We start from the raw sequence: 18024 nt of genomic DNA, 5'->3' as shown, positions 1-18024 counted from the left end.
GTTGTCCACTACGTTCGAGGTAAGCGGACAGCTGTCCATTTGAGTCCACTCTAGCGCCGATACGACGGCGTTGCTCCCCCGCGTCCACCCGAAACGTCTCCTGACTCGGTTGCCTGCGGAGCGTGCCCGCCACGTGCTCCGGATACGCGAAAGAAGGCTGATCATGGCCCCACCCCCCTCGTCCACGTCCAGCGCCGTCACCTTGAAGATCAACGGCGACAAGCACACGCTGTCCGTCGACCACCGCACCACCCTCCTCGACGCCCTGCGTGAGCGCCTGGACCTGACCGGCACGAAGAAGGGCTGCGACCAGGGGCAGTGCGGTGCCTGCACGGTCCTGCTCGACGGACGCCGCGCCGTGGCCTGTCTGCAACTCGCGGTGGCGGCCGAGGACCGCGAGATCACCACCGTCGAAGGGCTGGCCGAGGCCGGGCAACTCCACCCGGTGCAGCAGGCGTTCCTCGACCTCGACGGCTACCAGTGCGGCTACTGCACACCGGGCCATATCTGTTCCGCCGTCGCGGTGATCGAGGAACACGCGGCGGGCTGGCCGAGCGCCGTCACCGACGACCTCCGCCCCGAGACGGGAGTGCCAGCGTTGACCGCCGACGAGATCCGGGAGCGGATGAGCGGCAACCTGTGCCGCTGCGGCGCCTACGTGTCGATCGTCCAGGCGGTCGCCCGGGCGGCCGAGGCGCAGGTCGCCGAGGAGGCGGCCGTATGAGGGAGTTCGACTACCGGCGCGCCGTCGACGTCTGTGGCGCCCTCGCACTGCTCGACGCCGATCCCGAGGCACGCTTCCTCGGCGGCGGCACCAACCTCGTCGACCTGATGAAGACCGGCGTCGAGCGGCCCGCCCGGCTCGTCGACGTCCGCGAACTCCCGTTGAACGGCATCGAGTCGACGGAGAACGGCGGGTTGCGCATCGGCGCGACCATCACCAACAGCGACCTCGCCGCCCACCCCGAAGTCCGGTGCCGCTACCCGGCGTTGACCCAGGCCGTCCTGGCCGGCGCCTCCGGGCAGCTGCGCAACATGGCCACGGTCGGCGGGAACCTGCTCCAGCGCACCCGCTGCGGTTACTTCGCCGACGTGACCAAACCGTGCAACAAACGCGTCCCCGGCAGCGGTTGCCCCGCAGTCGAGGGCGAGCACCACAACCACGCCATCCTGGGCACCTCCGAGCACTGCGTAGCCGTCCACCCCTCCGACATGGGCGTCGCGCTGACGGCCTTCGACGCGGTCGTCTCGTACGAAACAGCCCAGGGGCCGGGCGAGTTGCCCCTTGCCGAGTTCTACCGGCCGGTGGGCGACACCCCGCACCTGGAGACCGCGCTGCCGCCCGGAGCGCTGATCACCGGCGTCACCCTGCCGCCCGTCCCCGTCGCCGCCCACTCCCGCTACCGCAAGGTGCGCGAGCGTGCCTCGTACGCCTTCGCGATCGGCTCGATCGCCGCCGCGCTCGACATCGAGGACGGTGTCGTACGCGAAGTGCGCCTGGCGTTCGGGGCGGTCGCGTCCCGGCCGTGGCGGGCCCGGACGGCCGAACGCGCGCTGACCGGCGCACCGGCGGACGCCGAGACCTTCGCGGCCGCCGCGGACGCCGAACTGGCCGCCGCGAAGCCGCTGCCGCACAACGGATACAAGGTGACCCTCATGCGCAACCTCGTGGTGGCCGTGCTGACCGAACTCGCCGAGGAGGCCGCCCGATGACCACCGCCCCCACGCGCCGGCACTCCGTCGGCACCGCGCACACCCGCGTCGAGGGCCGCGACAAGGTCACCGGGGCGGCCCGCTACGCGAGCGAGATCCCCTTCGATCAACTCGCCCACGGCTGGCTGGTGTTGTCCACCGTCGCCCGCGGCCGCATCAGCTCGGTGGAGGACACCCCCGTCCTGGCCATGCCCGGCGTGGTCGCCGTCCTGCACCACGGCAACGCCCCGCGCGTCGACACCGACTACACCGGCCTGCTCGGCACCGCGCCGGACCCGACCGCGGCTCTCTTCCAGCACGACCGGGTACCGCACGCGGGCTGGCCGGTCGCCCTGGTCGTCGCCGACACCTCCGAACAGGCCAGAGAGGCCGCCGAAGCGCTGGTCGTGCAGTACGAACAGGAGCCGCACGACGTCGACTTCACCGCCGAGCACCCGGACGCCTACCCGCTCGACAGCCATCTGCCGGCGGTGGTCGAGAAGGGCGACCTGGAGGCCGAACTCGCCGCGTCCGCCGTCGTCGTGGACGCCGAGTACACCACCCCGGAGGAGCACCACAACCCGATGGAGCCGCACGCGGCGGCGGCCCGCTGGGACGGCGGACGGCTCGACGTCGTCGACTCCAACCAGGGCACCCTGTGGGTCGCGAGCGAACTCGCGAACCTGTTCTCGCTCGACCCGGCCTCGGTGCGGGTACGGTCCGAACACGTCGGCGGCGGCTTCGGCAGCAAGGGCCTGCGCGCCCACCAGGTGGCCGCGGTGATGGCCGCGACCGTCCTGCAGCGCCCGGTCCGGGTTGTCATGACACGTCGTCAGATGTTCTCGCTGGCCGGCTACCGCAGCCCGACCCGGCAGCGCCTCAGGCTCGGCGCCGACGCCGACGGCCGGCTGCGCGCGCTGGAGCACCGCTGCCTGAGCCTCACCTCGACCGTCCACGAGTTCGTCGAACCGGGCGCGGGCCCGGCCCGGACGATGTACGACGCCGACGCCCACCACACCGCCAACCGGGTCGTACGACTCGACGTGCCGACGCCGACCTGGATGCGCGCGCCGGGCGAGGCACCCGGGTCGTTCGCGCTGGAGTCGGCGCTCGACGAACTCGCCGAGAAGCTGGGGACCGACCCGATCGAGCTGCGCGTCCGCAACGAGCCCACGCTGGGTCCCGTGTCCGGGCTGCCGTTCAGCGGCCGCAACCTGCTCGCCTGCTTCCGGGAAGGCGCCCGCAGGTTCGGCTGGGCCGACCGGGACCCGCGGCCCGGTCTGCGCCGCGACGGACGCCGGCTGCTCGGCACCGGCACCGCGGCGGCCTCCTTCCCCGCCGGCGCCGCACCCTCCACGGCGGCCGTGACGGCCGAGGCGGACGGCACCTTCACCGTGCGGATCAACGCGGCCGACATCGGAACCGGTGCCCGCACCGCGCTCACGCTGGTCGCCGCCGACGCGCTGGAGGCGGCGCCGGAGCGGGTCCGGGTACGCATCGGCGACAGCGACTTCGGGCCCGCGTTCATCGCCGGCGGATCGATGGGCACCCGCTCCTGGTCGTGGGCGGTCACGGTCGCGGCCGAGGAACTGCGGGAGCGGCTCGCCCTCGGCGCCGCCGTCCCGCCCGAGGGGATCACCGTACGGTCCGACACCACCGAGGCCGTCGGCGCCCTCGCCCGGAAGGAACGGCACTCCTTCGGCGCACAGTTCGCCGAGGTCGCCGTGGATGTCGACACCGGCGAGGTGCGGGTGCGCCGCATGCTCGGCATCTTCGCGGCCGGCCGGATCGTCAACCCGCTCACCGCACGGGGCCAGTTCGTCGGCGGAATGACATGGGGCATCTCGATGGCCCTGCACGAGGAGGCGGTACGGGACGCCGGCACGGGCGGCCACTACGGCGCCGACCTCGCCGGCTACCACGTGGCCGCGCACGCCGACGTCCCGCTCGTCGAGGCGGACTGGATCGACGACCCGGATCCGGACGACCCGGTCGGCATCAAGGGTATCGGCGAGATCGGCATCGTGGGCGCGGCGGCGGCCATCGCCAACGCGGTCTGGCACGCGACCGGCGTACGCCACCGCCACCTGCCCATCCGGCCCGACCGCGTCCTGACGGCAGGCCGGCATGCTTGACATCGCCGCGGAGCTGCACCGCTGGGCCGAGGAGGGCCGCGCGTTCGCCGTCGCCACGGTCGTTGCCGTCGGCGGCAGCGCCCCGCGCGGCCCCGGTGCCGCCCTGGCGGTCGACAGCGCCGGCACGGTGATCGGCTCGGTCTCCGGAGGCTGCGTGGAGGGAGCGGTGTACGACCTGTGCGTCACGGCGCTCCAGGACGGCGAGACGGTCGTCGAACGCTTCGGGTACAGCGACGAGGACGCCTTCGCGGTCGGGCTGACCTGCGGCGGGGTCATCGACGTCATGGTCACGCCGGTCCGGACGGACGGACCGGCACGCACCGTCGTCCGCTCGGCGCTGTCCGCAGTCGTCCGGGGAGAGCCGGCCGCGCTCGCCCGAGTGGTCCGAGGACCGGCCGAGCTCCTGGGCGGGGCACTGTTCGTGCGCCCCGACGGGTCCTACGAAGGCGGTCTCGGCGAACTCGACCGCACGGCGGCGGCCGAGGCCCGGGCCCTGCTGGACGCCGGCCGTACCGGCACCGTCGAACTGTCCGCGGACGGCTCGCACTGCCCCGGCGGCCTGACCCTGCTCGTCGAGTCGAGCGTGCCGCCGCCCCGCCTGATCGTCTTCGGCGCGATCGACTTCGCCGCGGCGCTGGTACGCGTCGGCACGTTCCTCGGCTACCACGTGACCGTGTGCGACGCCCGCCCCGTCTTCGCCACCCGGGCCCGCTTTCCCGAGGCCGACGACGTCGTCGTCGACTGGCCGCACCGCTATCTGCGGGGCACCACGACCGACGCGCGCACGGTGCTGTGCGTCCTCACCCACGACGCCAAGTTCGACGTACCCCTGCTCAAGGAAGCCCTGCGGATGCCGGTCGCGTTCGTCGGGGCGATGGGCTCGCGTCGCACGCACGCGGACCGGGAGCGCCGACTGCGGGAAGTGGGCCTGACTCCACGGGAGTTGGCGCGGCTGCGGTCGCCGATCGGACTCGACCTCGGCGCCCGTACGCCCGAGGAGACCGCGCTGTCCATCGCGGCGGAGATCGTCGCGCACCGGCGGGGCGGGACGGGCGTTCCGCTCACCGGATCGGGGACGCCGATCCACCATGACGGGGGAGAAGGGAATGCCGTGGCGGCGGCCTGAAAGCCTTGGGGGCGCTGTGGCGGCACTTGACTTGACAGGCCTAAGCAGCGTCGTGGCGGGGCCTGAAGGTCATGTACGGGTTCGAGTGGTAGGGCTTCGGAGACGGGCGTACCGTCGAACGGTGAACACAGCAGTGGACGCAAGCGTTCACTGCCCCCTCGCGAGGGTCCACCCCGACGCGGGGGTTCACCCCGAGAGTGCGACATGCCATGACGAGCCCGCAGCCAAGCCCCTCAGCGCAGACCACCACCGGGGAATCCGGCGGTGGCGGAAACGCGATGGCGTTGCTGGTCATCGCGTCCTGTCAGCTCATGGTGGTCCTGGACATCACCATCGTGAACATCGCGCTGCCGGACATCCAGCGCTCCCTGGACTTCTCCACCACCAGCCTGGCCTGGGTGGTCAACGCCTACACCCTCACCTTCGGCGGTCTGCTGCTGCTCGGCGGCCGGACCGGCGACATCCTCGGCAGACGGCGCGTGTTCATCTTCGGCGTGCTGCTCTTCGTGCTCGCCTCCCTGCTCGGCGGCCTCGCCCAGAACGAGGCCCAACTCCTGGCCGCACGAGCCCTCCAGGGCGTCGGCGGCGCCATCGCCTCCCCGACCGCCCTCTCCCTGGTCAGTACGACCTTCCGCGAAGGCCCCGAGCGCAACCGGGCCTTCGGGGTCTTCGCCGCGGTCTCGGCGGGCGGCGGCGCGATCGGGCTGCTCGCGGGCGGGATCCTCGTGGAGTGGCTGAACTGGCGGTGGGTGCTCTTCGTCAACGTCCCGATCGGGCTGCTCATCGCCCTCGCCACACCCCGCTGGATCAAGGAGTCCGAACGCCATCCCGGCCACTTCGACGTTACCGGGGCGCTCACCTCCACCGTGGGCATGGTCCTGCTGGTGTACGGGTTCATCAGGGCGGCGCAGGAAGGCTGGCGGGACGCGCTCACGCTGGCCTCGTTCGCCGCGGCCGTCGTCATCCTCGTGGTATTCATCCTGGTCGAGAAGCGTTCCCGGCAACCGATCACCCCGCTCCACATGTTCGCCGACCGCAACCGGGCAGGCACGTACGGCGTCATGCTGTGCCTCGCCGCCGCGATCTTCGGCATGTTCTTCTTCCTCACCCTCTTCGTGCAGAACGTGCTGCAATTCAGCCCGCTGGCCACCGGATTCGCCTTCCTGCCGGTCAGCGCGGTCATCGCGGTCGGCGCCGGACTGGCCTCGAAGTTCCTGCCCACCTACGGACCCAAACCCTTCATGGTGGTGGGCGCGATCCTCGCCGCCGTGGGCCTGGCCTGGCTGACCCTGACCGACGTCCACTCCACCTACGCGGGCAGTGTCCTCGGCCCGATCCTCGTCTTCAGCCTCGGCATGGGCATGGAGTTCGTCTCGCTCACCCTGATGGCGCTCTCCAACGTCTCCGTCCGCGAGACCGGCGCGGCCTCCGGACTCCTCAACGCCACGCAGCAGGTAGGCGGTTCGCTCGGCCTGTCCATCCTGGTCACGGTGTTCGGTACGGCCAACACCAACGAGGCGGAGAAGCAGATCCCGCTCTTCCTCGAGCAGGCCACCCCGGCCGAACGCCTGCGCTTCCAGCGCACCGGGGAGCTCCCGCGTCCCTTCTCCGACGAGATCCTCACCGCCGGAGTGTCGGCCGCGTTCGTCATGGCGGCCATCTTCACCGCGGTCGCCGCGCTGATCGCCGTTCTGGTCATCCAGGTGCGGCCGTCCGACCTGGAGCGACTCAAAGGTGGGGCGGGGCCGGGGCCGGTCTGAGCGCGGGGGACGCCGGTGGTCATCGGTCATCGGTCATCGGTCCTCAGGTTCGGGCGGGCTTGGGCGCGGTGGGCGCGGAAAATCACGTGCCCCTCTCCTCGCCGGTTCTCTACACTCGCCAAGGACCAGGCACCGCCCACCAGTTCGCGGCGGGTGCCATGACGTGGAACGACGAGTGAGGGGAGACGGTCATGCGTGAGTGCACCGCTGTCGTCGTCCCCCGGTCGCAGTACGACGTGATCCTCGTGTCCTCGTCCGTCCGGTGCCCGCTGCGCGGCTGGTACCGGATGTCCCGGACGAACGACTGACCACCACGACGCCTGACGACGCCCGCCCCGAACTCCGGGCGCGTGTGTCCAGGTACTGACGTTCCGTCAGAGGCGTCGTACAACAGCCCCGTCCGGGAATCGCGCTGCCCTGTCACCGACCCTTTCGAAAGGCCACGGGCCGTGCGCACCAACCTCAACACCCTCACCGCCGTCCGCAACCTCGGCATCCTCGCCCACGTCGACGCCGGCAAGACCACCGTTACCGAGCGGATCCTGTACGCCACCGGGACCACGCACAAGCGTGGCGAGGTCCACGACGGCACCACCGTCACCGACTTCGACTCCCAGGAGCGCGATCGCGGGATCACGATCTTCGCCGCGGCGGTGAGCTGCGCCTGGGACGGTCACCGGATCAACCTGATCGACACCCCGGGCCATGTCGACTTCGCCGACGAGGTGGAGCGCTCGCTGCGCGTGCTCGACGGAGCGGTCGCGGTGTTCGACGCCGTCGCGGGCGTCGAGCCGCAGAGCGAGTCGGTGTGGCGGCAGGCGGACCGGCACGGCGTGCCGAGGATCGCGTTCGTCAACAAGCTGGACCGGGCCGGAGCCGATCTCGACACGGCCGTCGAGTCGATCCGGGAGCGGCTGCACCCGGCTCCGCTGGTTGTGCAGTTGCCCATCGGGAGCGAGGACGGGTTCGTCGGCGTCGTCGATCTGCTGCGGATGCGGGCGCTGACCTGGGTCGACGGCAGTGAGACGGTCGAGGAGGGGCCGGTGCCCGAGGAACTGAGGGAGGAGGCGTACAGGCGCCGTCGGCTGCTGGAGGAGGCGGTGGCGGAGCTGCATCCAGGCGCGCTGGAGGAATTCTGTATGCAGTCGACCGGCGACGCGCGGTCTACGGGAGACGATATACAGACGATGGTCGAGGGCATCCAGTCGCCGGTCGACGGCATCCAGTCGGCGCTCGACACGCGCACGCTCGTCGACGCCCTGCGCGACCTCACCCGCACCGGCGAGGGCGTGGTCGTGCTCTGCGGCTCGGCCTACCGCAACCGGGGGATCGAGCCGCTGCTGGACGCCGTCGTGGCGTACCTGCCGTCGCCGCTCGACGTGCCCGCCGTACGCGGCACGGGTGACGACGGAACGGAGCAGGAGCGGGCCGCCGATCCGCAGGCGCCCTTCGCGGCGCTGGCGTTCAAGGTGAGTGCCACCCCGACGGGACGGCTGACGTATCTGCGGGTGTATTCGGGAACGATCGAGAAAGGGGCCACGGTGATGGACGCGGGTACACGGCGCACCGAGCGGATCGGGCGGATCCTGCGAGTGCAGGCCGACCGGCACGCCCAGTTGGAGCGGGCGGTGGCCGGGGACATCGTCGCCGTGGTCGGGCTGAGGTCGGCCCGGGCCGGCTCGACCCTGTGCGCGCCGGACGCCCCGCTCGTTCTCGAACCGCCCAGCGTGGCCGACCCGGTGGTCTCCGTGGCGGTCGAGGCGCGCAGGTCCACCGACACCGACCGGCTGGCCACGGCGCTCGCCCGGCTGGTCGAGGAGGACCCGTCGCTGGTGGTCCGGACCGACCCCGAGACCGGTCAGACGCTGCTGTCCGGCATGGGCGAACTGCACCTGGAGGTCGCGGTGGAGAAGGTCCGGCGCGAGCGCGGGCTGGAGGTCGCCGTCGGCCGGCCGAGGGTGGCCTACCGGGAGACGGTCGTCCGCGGGGTGTCCGGCCTGGTGTACCGGCACGTCAAACAGGACGGCGGAGCAGGGCAGTTCGCGCATGTCGTCCTCGACGTGGAGCCACTGGATCCGGAGGCCGGTACTGGTACTGGTACTGGTACCGGCTTCGAGTTCCGGTCCGCTGTCGTGGGCGGGCGCGTGCCGCAGGAGTACGTCCGGGCGGTCGAGGCCGGCTGCCGGGACGCCCTTGTGGAGGGGCCGATCGGCGGGCACCCGGTGACCGGGCTGCGTGTCACCCTCACCGACGGGGCGACGCATGTGAAGGACTCCTCGGACACGGCCTTCCGCACCGCCGGCCGGTTCGCGCTCCGGGAAGCCCTGCGGGCCTCGGCGATGACCCTGCTGGAACCGGTCGTCGAGGTCACGGTCACCGTGCCCGAGGACGCCGTCGGTACCGTCCTCGGCGACCTCGCCGCACGGCGCGGGCGGGTCTCCGGCTCGGCCACGCGCGCGGGGTCGGCGGTCGTCACCGCGACCGTGCCGCTGGCCGAACTGTTCGGCTACGCCACCCGGTTGCGCAGCCGGACCCAGGGCCGCGGCACCTTCACCACCCGGCCCACCGGCTATGCCCCGGCACCGGTCGCCACGCCGACGCGGTGACGCGGTGAGGCGGTGAGGCGGTAACGCGAGACCCGGTGACGCGGTGACGCGATGCCGACAAGGCGGCCCCACCCCACCCGCGGGTGGGGCCGCGCCGGGCTCACAGGCAGGACACGACAGTTGACGGCCCCCGGGCCCCCGGCGCCGCCGCGCCCCCGGCGCCCCCGCCGCAATCCAGTTGCCGGGAAGGGAACCCGTTGAAAGGCTCGCCCGCATGCCCACCTTCTCCGCACCAGACGGCACCCGCCTCGCCTACCACGTGTCCGGCGACGGCCCGCCCCTGGTCTGCCTGCCCGGCGGCCCGATGCAGGACTCGGCCTATCTCGGAGACCTGGGCGGTCTGACCGCCCACCGCACCCTGATCCGCCTGGATCTCAGGGGCACGGGCGGCTCGGCGACACCGGACGAGCCGGCGTCGTACCGCTGCGACCGCCTGGTCGACGACGTCGAGGCGCTCCGCGAGGAACTGGGCCTGGACCGGGCGGACTTCCTCGCGCACTCCGCGGGCGCGAACCTGGCCGTCCGCTACGCGGCCCGGCACCCCGACCGCGTCGCGCGCCTCGCCCTGATCACCCCGAGTGTCTACGCGGTCGGCATCGAGATCACCGCCGAGGACCGCCTGAGCACCGCGCGCCTGCGCCGGGACGAACCGTGGTTCACGCCGGCGTACACGGCCCTGGAAGCGATCACCGCCGGCCGGGCGGGCCCCGACGACTGGCAGGCCGTCGCCCCCCTCTGGTTCGCCCGCTGGGACGACGAGGCGAAGGCCGTACGAGAGGCGGAGGCGAAGCAGCGCAACGACGAGGCGGCCGCCGTGTACGGGTCGGCGGGCGCGTTCGACCCGGCCGCCACCCGCGCGGCCCTCGCCGGGTTCGCCGCGCCGGTGCTCGTGCTGGCCGGTGAGGTGGACGTGGCGGCGCCGACGCGCGCGGTGGCTGAGTACGCGGGTCTGTTCCCCAACGGCGAGCTGGTCGTCCAGCCCGGCGCCGCGCACTTTCCGTGGCTGGACGATGCGGGGCGGTTCGTGACGGCGTTCCTGGAGTGGGGGCAGTAGTCCCGGAACTCCGGCGACTGATGCGGCAGCTGCGGCCGTCCCGACAGCAGACGCGGGCCCGTTGATCACCCCTCCGCCTTAATGCATATGATGTGCAAGTGCGTAACTACAGCATCAGGGCGGCGAGCTCCGACGACCTCGATGGTGCGCGAGCCGTGATGCTCGACACCGTCTACCGCGACTTCGGGACCGGCTATGTGCCCCACTGGCACGCCGACATCGTCGACCCGGCCGCCGCCTATCTCGCCCCCGCCCGCCACACCCTCCTGGTCGCCGTCGACCCGGGCGACGGAACCGTCGTGGCCACCGCCGCGCTCGACTCCCGCGGCCCGGCGCACCCGCCGAACCCGCGCCACCTCGCCGACCGCTACCCCTCCGGCGAGACCGCACAACTGCGCCGGGTGTACGTCCGCCCCGAGCACCGCAGGCGCGGTCTTGCCCGGCGCCTGGTCGACGAACTGCTGGCCTTCGCCGCCGCCGACGGCGGCTACCGCAGCGTCTACCTGCACACCGACCCTGCGGTACCGGGAGCCGAGCCCTTCTGGCGGTCGCTCGGCAAGGTCGTGCACGACGAGCGCGAGGACCCCGACGGCGGCAACGGGGTCCTCCACTTCGAGATCCCGATGGGGCGGTGAGAACATGCGACGCCGTCACCTACTCGGTTCCCTGCTCCTCGCCCCGCTCCTGACCGCCTGCTTCGCCTCCGGCGGCGGCAGCGACTCGTCGGGCGACGCGAAGGAAGGCTCCCGGCTGCGGGTCGCCCTCGCCTTCCCGCCCGCCGAGAACCTCTCGCCGTACGGCGCCGACGCCACCATCCTCAGCCGCCTCGGCGTCACCGAGGGCCTGACCGCCCTCGACGCCAACGGCGCCGCCGCCCCCGCGCTCGCCGAGTCCTGGCGCCGCGAGAACGACCGCAGCTGGCTGTTCACCCTGCGCGAGGCCACCTTCCAGGACGGCTCGGACGTCACCCCGACCGCGGTCGCCGCCGCCCTCACCCACGCCACCGAGGCCAAGCCCGCCCCCGCCGCCCTCTTGGGCGTCACGCTCACCGCCAAGGCCGCGGGCGACACCGCCGTACGCATCACCACTACTGCCCCCGACCCCGTACTGCCCCTGCGCCTGGCCGGCCCCAGCCTCGCCGTCCTCTCCTCGAAGGCCTACGACGACAAGGACCGCGTCGACCCCGTCGGCACCGCCACCGGCCCCTTCGCGCTGACGAAGGCCACCGGATCCACCTCCGCCGCCCTCGACCGCTACGACGACTACTGGGGCGGCCGCGCCCAGGCCTCCGGCCTCGACGTCCGTTTCATCGCCGACGGCACGGCCCGCGCGAGCGCCCTGCGCACCGGCGAGATCGACATCGCCGAAGCCGTACCCGTCGCCCAGGCCGCAACCCTGGACGAGGCCACCCGCAAGGAGACGGCCACCACCCGCACCACGAGCCTGCTCCTCAACTCCGCGTCGGGCCCCTTCAAGGACGCGGCACTGCGCGCCGCCGCCCGCGAGGCAGTGGATACCTCGGCTCTCGCGGAGGGCGTCTACGAGGGGTACGCCGACCCCGGCGCCGGCATCTACGGACCCGCCGTGACCTGGGCCGAGGGCAAGCGGCAGCAGCCGGCCGGACGCGCGAAGGCCGGCGACCCCGACGGCACGGACATCACCCTCGCCACCTACGACAACCGGCCCGAACTCCCCGAAGTCGCCCAGGTGTTGAAGCAGCAGCTGGAGAAGGCCGGGTTCAAGGTCACGCTGGAGGTGCGTGAGTACTCGCGGCTCGAGAGCGACGCGCTGGAGGGCAAGTTCGACGCCTTCGTCCTCGCCCGCAACACCCTGGTCGACACCGGCGACCCCGTCGCCGTGCTCGCCGGCGACTACACCTGCGACGGCGGCTACAACATCGCCCAGCTCTGCGACCGGAACGTCGACCGGGCCGTCGCCGAGGCCGAGCGTCTGGCTGACACCGGCCAACGCCAGGACGCCGCCATGGCCGCCGAAGCAGCCGTCCTCGGTGCCGACGCCGTCGTCCCGCTGGTCCACCAGCGCATCATCACCGGCGTCGCCGCCTCGGTCAGCGGCGTGCTCCTCGACCCGTACGAGCGCACCCTCGTCGGTACCGGAACCCGGCGCTGAACCGTGCGACGACACGTGGCCGCCCTCGTGTGGCGTGCCGCCCTCGCGGCCGCCCTCGTCTGCGGCATCGGCCTGCTGCCCTGGCTGACACGGACCGACCCGGCGCTCACCGTCCTCAAGGCCCGCTCGGCCGACCGCGACCCCACCCCCCAGGTACTCGCGGACATCCGGGCCCAACTCGGCCTGGACGAGGGCCCGTCGCGGCTGCTCGGGCAGTGGCTCGGCGGGCTGTGGCGCGGGGACACCGGACGGTCGTGGCTCTCCGGAGAGGCGGTCACCCCCGCCGTGCTCCAGGCCCTCGGCGCATCCCTGCTGCTCATGGCGGTGGCCCTCGCGGTCGCCGCCCTCACCGCCGCCCTGATCTGCGCCCGCACGCTGCGGCTCGGCGCGCACCGACGCCTCGACGGCCGCCGCGCGGGAGGCAGCGGCTCGGCGGTGCTCGCCGCGCTGCCCGAGTTCCTCACCGCGTCCGTCCTGGCCACCGTCGTCGGCGTACAGCTGGGCTGGCTGCCCGCCCTCGGCTGGTACGGGCCCCAGTGGACGGTGCTGCCCGCCCTCGCCCTCGGCCTGCCCGCCGGCGCGGTCATCGGGCGGCTCCTCGACGACCTGCTGCCCGGCGCCTTCGCCGAGCCCTGGGCACTGGCCGCCGCCGCGCGCGGACTGCCGGGCCGCAGCATCGCCCGCCAGGCGGTACGCCGCTGCCTGCCCGGACTGCTCCCCAACCTCGGCCTGTTCGTGGTCGGCCTGACCGGCGGGGCCGTCGCGGTGGAGCAGATCTTCGACATCCCCGGCCTCGGCCGCACCACTCTCCAGGCCGCCCTGGCCCAGGACCTGCCCGTCCTCCAGGCAGGCACGCTGGCCCTGGTCCTGCTGGCGGCGATCGCGGCGGGACTCGCCGCCCTCACGACGCGGCTCCTCGTCGGCCCGGCCCTGCGCGACGGCGCGTTGTCCTCACTCCACCGTCGATCGCCGCCTGTCCGCAGGATCCTGCCTTTTGCATACGGTCTACTGCTGACGGTCGTCGTCGCGCTCGGCCTGCCCCGCGACCCGCTCGCCCTCGACACCGGCGAACGCCTGCGATCCCCTTCCGTGAGCCACCCGTTCGGCACCGACGCCCTCGGCCGGGACGTCCTCGCCCGGGTCGCCCACGGCGCCGTCGACACCCTCGTGCTCGCCCTCGCGATCGGCGCCGCCACGCTGTTCACCGGCGTGCTGCTCGGACTGGTGCCCCGGCTCTCGGGGCCGCTCGTCGACACCGTCAACGCCGTCCCGCCCGTCCTGCTCGCGCTCCTTGTCACCGCGGTCGCCGGCAGTGGGCCCGCCACACCCGCGCTCGCCGTGGGCGCCGTCGCCTGGGCGCCCCTGGCCGCGCACACCTCCGCGCTGCTGCGCCAGGAACGCGCCGCCCTCCACGTGACCGCCACCCGGGGTCTCGGCGCCGGCCGCTGGTACCTGCTGCGCCACGAACTCCTGCCCGCCGCCCTGCCGTCCGTCACCCGCCACGCCCTGCTCCGCCTGCCCGGCATCGCCCTCGCGCTCGCCTCCCTCGCCTTCCTCGGGCTCGGCGCCCAGCCGCCCTCCCCGGAGTGGGGCCTGCTCCTCGCCGAGAACCAGCCCTACGCCGAGCGCGCCCCCTGGGCGGTCCTCGCCCCCGCCGCCGTACTCGCCCTGCTCGGGGCGCTCGCGGTGAGTGCGGCGGGCGGAGTGCGGCTGCCGAGGCGGACCCGGCCGGCGCGTACCCCCGAGCCGCCGTCGGCCGAAGAACCGTCACTCACAAAGGAGTTGGTGGGAACCCGATGACCTCACCGTCGATCGGCCTGCGACGCAAGGCGCCACCCGGGGCATCCGGGCGCACCCGGCTCTCGCCCCTGCTACGGCTGCTGATCCTCACCCAACTCGCCTTCAACATCGGCTTCTTCGTCGTGCTGCCCTTCCTCTCCGAACACCTCGGACAGGCCATGGGCATGGCCGGCTGGCTCGTCGGCCTGGTGCTGGGCCTCAGGACCTTCAGCCAGCAGGGGCTGTTCGTGGTGGGCGGGGCGCTGGCCGACCGGTACGGCATCCGGCCGGTGGTGCTCGCGGGCTGCGTCCTGCGGATCGCGGGATTCGCCTGGCTCGGCTACGCGGAGGAGACCTGGTCCGTCATCGGCGCCGTCCTGCTCATCGGGTTCGCCGCCGCGCTGTTCTCACCGGCCGTGGAGTCCGAGGTCGCCCGGCAGGCGGTGGCGTGGGAGTCGACGGGCGGCGGCTCCCGTACCCGTGTCCTGGCCCTGTTCACCGTGGCCGGACAGGCGGGGGCGTTCGTCGGCCCGCTCCTCGGCGCACTGCTCCTGTCGGTCGACTTCCGCACGGTGTGCCTGGCCGGAGCGGGGATCTTCGTCCTGGTCCTCGCCGGACACGCGTGGCTGCTGCCGCAGCGCATCCCGGGCCGGGAACGCGTCCAAGTCCGGGGCGGCGTGGGGCCGTTGCTCCGCAACCGCCGCTTCCTCGCGCTGTGCTGCGCGTACGGCGCCTACCTGCTCGCCTACAACCAGCTCTACCTCGCCCTCCCCGACGAGGTGCAGCGCGCGGCCGGCTCCCAGGCCCCGCTCGCCTGGCTGTTCGCCCTGTCGTCGCTGCTGGTCGTGACCGCCCAACTCCCCGTCACCCGCTGGGTGGGAGGCCGCCTCACCCTGCGCCGCTCCATGGCGACCGGCCTGTTGCTGATCGCGGCCGGCTTCGCGGTGGTGGCCCTCGCCCGCCCCGCGAACTGGACGGACACCGCGGGCCTGCTCCCCGCCGCGGGCTTCGTCGTCCTGCTCACCTTCGGCCAGATGCTCGTCGCCCCCGTCGCCCGGGCCTGGATCCCCGACCTCGCCGAAGAAGGCCGACTCGGTCTGTACACGGGAGCGTTGTCCTCGGTCTCCGGCCTGATCGTCCTCGTCGGCAGTGCGATGACGGGAATGCTGCTCGACAGCGGACTGCCGGCCGCGGTGCCGTGGCTGGTGCTGGCGGCGCTACCGGCTGCGGCGGTCGGGCTGTTGCCGCGGCGATAGAGTCCACGCCATGGAGACCCAGGACATCCGGGTGGAGATCGTCCGGGAGGCGGACCAGGCACTCGTCGACGCCTTCGACCGGATGCTGCCGCAACTGTCCTCGACCGCTACACCTCTCGACCTCGCGGCGGTCGACCGCATCCTTCGGTGCGACGCGAACACCGTGCTGGTCGCCCGCTCGGCCGACGCGATCGTCGGCACCCTCACGCTGGTGATGTTTCCGGTGCCGAGCGGCTTGCGGGCCCGCATCGAGGATGTCGTCGTCGACGTCGCGGCGCGCGGCCACGGAATCGCCGGGCTGCTGACGCGGGAGGCCCTGCGGCTGGCCCGGGAGGCGGGTGCGCGGACCGTCGACCTCACCTCGCGCCCGGACCGGGCGGCGGCCAACCGACTGTACGAACGGCTGGGTTTTCGGGCCAGAGGGTCGACGGTGTATCGGATGCCGCTGGGCGACTGACGACCGTATACCGCATTCTGTATGACGGCTGTCGACGGTATACCGGACACCGCATTCTCAAGACGCCACCGGCTCCGGCTCCGGCATCAGCTCCAGCACCTTCGCCACCGAAGCCTCCTCGGTCCGCGACGTCCGAGACGTCCGCCACAGCCACAGGATGTCCCGGCCGAACGACCACACCAGCAGCACCAGCGCGATCGCGGCGACCGCGAACGTCGCCGTGTACGGAAGGAGGGCCGAGGCGGCCACGAGGAGCAGGACGCCCTGGAGTGCGGCGACCGTCTTGCGGGCCGTGCTCGCAGGGAGTGGGGCGTTGAGCCAGGGGAGGGCGCGGGCCGCGGCGACGAAGGCGTAGCGCATGGCGCCGATCAGCAGGACCCACGGGCCGAGGGCCATGGAGACGTACACGCTGAGCACCAGGATGAGGAACGCGTCGACCTCCATGTCGAAGCGTGCGCCCAATGGTGTCGAGGTACCCGTGCGGCGGGCGACCTTGCCGTCCACGCCGTCGAGGATCAGCGCCACCGCCGTCAGGCCGACGAACAGTGTCACCGGTGGTGAGCTCTCGAAGGAGTCGGCGACCAACGCGGTCACCGCGCCGACCAGGGTCGCCCGGCCGAGGGTGACCCGGTTGGCCGGGCCGAAGGAGCGCAGCCGGGACCGGTGCAGGGCTCGGGAGAGCACCGCCCAGGTGGCGATGGCGAAGGCGAGGCCGGTGAGCCAGCCCGCCGGCCCCATGCCGATCGCCGTGCCGAGCAGGGCCAGCAGCAGGATCTGCAGTCCCGCTCCCACCGCGGTCTCCTGCTGGACCAGCCTCGCGTCGTAAGTGTTGTTCAGGGCCACCGCACATTCCTCCGGCCAGGTGACAGAGTGGATCAAGGCCGCGTACTGTGCGCGACCTGTGCACACCTCGGTACGTGAACAGCTTCCCGATCGTTCAGGAGGATGCCGATGAAGCGCACCGGACGTGCGTTCTGGCTCAGCTCTCCGGGGCATGGCGCCCTACGCGAGATGGCCCTGCCGGATCCGGCCGAGGGCGAGGTCGTCGTCCGCTCGCTGTACTCCGGGGTCAGCCGGGGCACGGAGACCCTCGTGTTCCGTGGCGGAGTACCGGAGAGTCAGTACGCGGCCATGCGGGCGCCGTTCCAGGAGGGCGACTTCCCCGGGCCGGTGAAGTACGGCTACCTCAACGTGGGTGTGGTGGAGGAGGGGCCGGACGACCTCCTCGGGCGGACCGTGTTCTGCCTGTATCCGCATCAGACGCGGTACGTCGTCCCCGTGACCGCCGTGACCCCCGTACCCCCCTCCGTACCCGCCGAACGGGCCATTCTCGCGGGCACCGTCGAGACCGCCGTGAACGCCCTCTGGGACGCGGCGCCCCTGGTCGGCGACCGGATCGCGGTGGTCGGCGGCGGCATGGTCGGCAGTTCGGTGGCCGCCCTGCTGGCCCGCTTCCCCGGCGTGCGCGTCCAGTTGGTGGACGCCGACCCGGCCCGGGCCAAGACCGCCGAGGCCCTCGGCGTCGACTTCGCCCTGCCCCCGGACGCCCTCGGCGACTGCGACCTCGTGGTCCACGCCAGCGCCACCGAACAGGGCCTCGCCCGCGCGCTGGAACTGCTGAGGGCCGAGGGCACCGTCCTCGAACTGAGCTGGTACGGCGACCGGCAGGTCAGCCTCCCGCTCGGCGAGGCCTTCCACTCCCGGCGGCTGGTCGTCCGCAGCAGCCAGGTCGGTTCCGTGTCGCCCGCCCGCCGCTCCAGCCGTACCTACGCCGACCGGCTGGCCCTCGCCCTGGAGTTGCTCGCGGACCCTGCGCTCGACGCCCTCGTCACCGGGGAGAGCGCCTTCGGCGAACTGCCCGACGTGCTGCCGCGGCTTGCCTCCGGCGAGATTCCCGCCCTGTGCCACCGGGTCCGCTACGACGCGGACGAGTGAACGGGCGACACACAGGTTCAATCCCGTATGACCCACCCCAGGCGCGCAAGAGCGCCTGACCTGAGAAAAGAGTGAGAGGAGGCTGAACAACGGG

Annotated in this window: 14 protein-coding genes; 13 read left to right on the top strand and 1 reads right to left on the bottom strand. The window is 72.8% G+C overall.

All coding sequences use genetic code 11. The features are described from left to right. Window positions 1-163: 163 nt before the first annotated feature. The 12 genes from AC5P09_RS11065 (at window position 164) to AC5P09_RS11010 (ending at window position 15995) form a co-directional block, all read left to right on the top strand. Complete coding sequence (locus AC5P09_RS11065) at window positions 164-724, top strand: 2Fe-2S iron-sulfur cluster-binding protein (RefSeq protein ID WP_493873678.1); 561 nt, start codon at window positions 164-166, stop codon at window positions 722-724. Further along, complete coding sequence (locus AC5P09_RS11060) at window positions 721-1713, top strand: FAD binding domain-containing protein (RefSeq protein ID WP_493873677.1); 993 nt, start codon at window positions 721-723, stop codon at window positions 1711-1713. The genes AC5P09_RS11065 and AC5P09_RS11060 overlap by 4 nt, the downstream gene beginning before the upstream one ends. Further along, entirely contained in the window at window positions 1710-3827 is a 2118-nt protein-coding gene (locus AC5P09_RS11055; protein ID WP_493873676.1) for a xanthine dehydrogenase family protein molybdopterin-binding subunit, read from the top strand. Before AC5P09_RS11060 ends, AC5P09_RS11055 begins: the two co-directional genes overlap by 4 nt. Then, the gene (locus AC5P09_RS11050; protein WP_493873675.1) at window positions 3820-4953 is read left to right on the top strand and encodes an XdhC family protein; all 1134 of its coding nucleotides are present in this window, start codon (window positions 3820-3822) and stop codon (window positions 4951-4953) included. Before AC5P09_RS11055 ends, AC5P09_RS11050 begins: the two co-directional genes overlap by 8 nt. Window positions 4954-5231: 278 nt before the next feature. Then, window positions 5232-6713: an MFS transporter gene (locus AC5P09_RS11045; protein ID WP_493873674.1), complete on the top strand. Its 1482-nt coding sequence runs from the start codon at window positions 5232-5234 to the stop codon at window positions 6711-6713. 449 nt (window positions 6714-7162) lie between these two features. Next, complete coding sequence (fusA, locus tag AC5P09_RS11040) at window positions 7163-9319, top strand: elongation factor G (RefSeq protein ID WP_493873673.1); 2157 nt, start codon at window positions 7163-7165, stop codon at window positions 9317-9319. Window positions 9320-9533: 214 nt separating this feature from the next. Then, a complete protein-coding gene (locus AC5P09_RS11035; RefSeq protein WP_493873672.1) occupies window positions 9534-10373 on the top strand; it encodes an alpha/beta fold hydrolase in 840 nt (279 codons plus the stop codon). Between the two features lie 98 nt (window positions 10374-10471). Continuing rightward, on the top strand, window positions 10472-11008 hold the full coding sequence (locus AC5P09_RS11030) for a GNAT family N-acetyltransferase (RefSeq protein ID WP_493873671.1): 537 nt from the start codon (window positions 10472-10474) through the stop codon (window positions 11006-11008). Between the two features lie 4 nt (window positions 11009-11012). After that, window positions 11013-12503 (top strand): ABC transporter substrate-binding protein, encoded by a 1491-nt coding sequence (locus AC5P09_RS11025; RefSeq protein WP_493873670.1) that lies wholly within the window; start codon window positions 11013-11015, stop codon window positions 12501-12503. Between the two features lie 3 nt (window positions 12504-12506). Beyond that, the gene (locus AC5P09_RS11020; RefSeq protein ID WP_493873669.1) at window positions 12507-14303 is read left to right on the top strand and encodes an ABC transporter permease subunit; all 1797 of its coding nucleotides are present in this window, start codon (window positions 12507-12509) and stop codon (window positions 14301-14303) included. Next, on the top strand, window positions 14300-15538 hold the full coding sequence (locus AC5P09_RS11015) for an MDR family MFS transporter (RefSeq protein ID WP_493873668.1): 1239 nt from the start codon (window positions 14300-14302) through the stop codon (window positions 15536-15538). Before AC5P09_RS11020 ends, AC5P09_RS11015 begins: the two co-directional genes overlap by 4 nt. A gap of 10 nt (window positions 15539-15548) precedes the next feature. Further along, window positions 15549-15995, top strand: a complete 447-nt coding sequence (locus AC5P09_RS11010) for a GNAT family N-acetyltransferase (protein ID WP_493873667.1) — start codon at window positions 15549-15551, stop codon at window positions 15993-15995. Window positions 15996-16052: 57 nt separating this feature from the next. On the opposite strand, the gene AC5P09_RS11005 is transcribed toward AC5P09_RS11010, so the two are convergent. Continuing rightward, on the bottom strand, window positions 16053-16838 hold the full coding sequence (locus AC5P09_RS11005) for a CDP-alcohol phosphatidyltransferase family protein (RefSeq protein WP_493873666.1): 786 nt from the start codon (window positions 16836-16838) through the stop codon (window positions 16053-16055). Window positions 16839-16946: 108 nt separating this feature from the next. Here AC5P09_RS11005 and AC5P09_RS11000 point away from each other — a divergent pair, with 108 nt between their 5' ends. Further along, window positions 16947-17930: a zinc-dependent alcohol dehydrogenase gene (locus AC5P09_RS11000; protein WP_493873665.1), complete on the top strand. Its 984-nt coding sequence runs from the start codon at window positions 16947-16949 to the stop codon at window positions 17928-17930. The last annotated feature ends 94 nt before the right edge of the window (window positions 17931-18024 follow it).

Source organism: Streptomyces sp. a15 (assembly GCF_059026085.1).
Note: the sequence above shows the minus strand (reverse complement) of the source record. Positions and strands in the feature narration are given on the sequence as shown.

Bases quoted from the DNA above. Each gene is read 5' to 3' on its own strand.
- AC5P09_RS11065 (WP_493873678.1), top strand. From the start codon at position 164: ATGGCCCCACCCCCCTCGTCCACGTCCAGCGCCGTCACCTTGAAGATC.
- AC5P09_RS11060 (WP_493873677.1), top strand. From the start codon at position 721: ATGAGGGAGTTCGACTACCGGCGCGCCGTCGACGTCTGTGGCGCCCTC.
- AC5P09_RS11055 (WP_493873676.1), top strand. From the start codon at position 1,710: ATGACCACCGCCCCCACGCGCCGGCACTCCGTCGGCACCGCGCACACC.
- AC5P09_RS11050 (WP_493873675.1), top strand. From the start codon at position 3,820: ATGCTTGACATCGCCGCGGAGCTGCACCGCTGGGCCGAGGAGGGCCGC.
- AC5P09_RS11045 (WP_493873674.1), top strand. From the start codon at position 5,232: ATGGCGTTGCTGGTCATCGCGTCCTGTCAGCTCATGGTGGTCCTGGAC.
- AC5P09_RS11035 (WP_493873672.1), top strand. From the start codon at position 9,534: ATGCCCACCTTCTCCGCACCAGACGGCACCCGCCTCGCCTACCACGTG.
- AC5P09_RS11025 (WP_493873670.1), top strand. From the start codon at position 11,013: ATGCGACGCCGTCACCTACTCGGTTCCCTGCTCCTCGCCCCGCTCCTG.
- AC5P09_RS11015 (WP_493873668.1), top strand. From the start codon at position 14,300: ATGACCTCACCGTCGATCGGCCTGCGACGCAAGGCGCCACCCGGGGCA.
- AC5P09_RS11010 (WP_493873667.1), top strand. From the start codon at position 15,549: ATGGAGACCCAGGACATCCGGGTGGAGATCGTCCGGGAGGCGGACCAG.
- AC5P09_RS11000 (WP_493873665.1), top strand. From the start codon at position 16,947: ATGAAGCGCACCGGACGTGCGTTCTGGCTCAGCTCTCCGGGGCATGGC.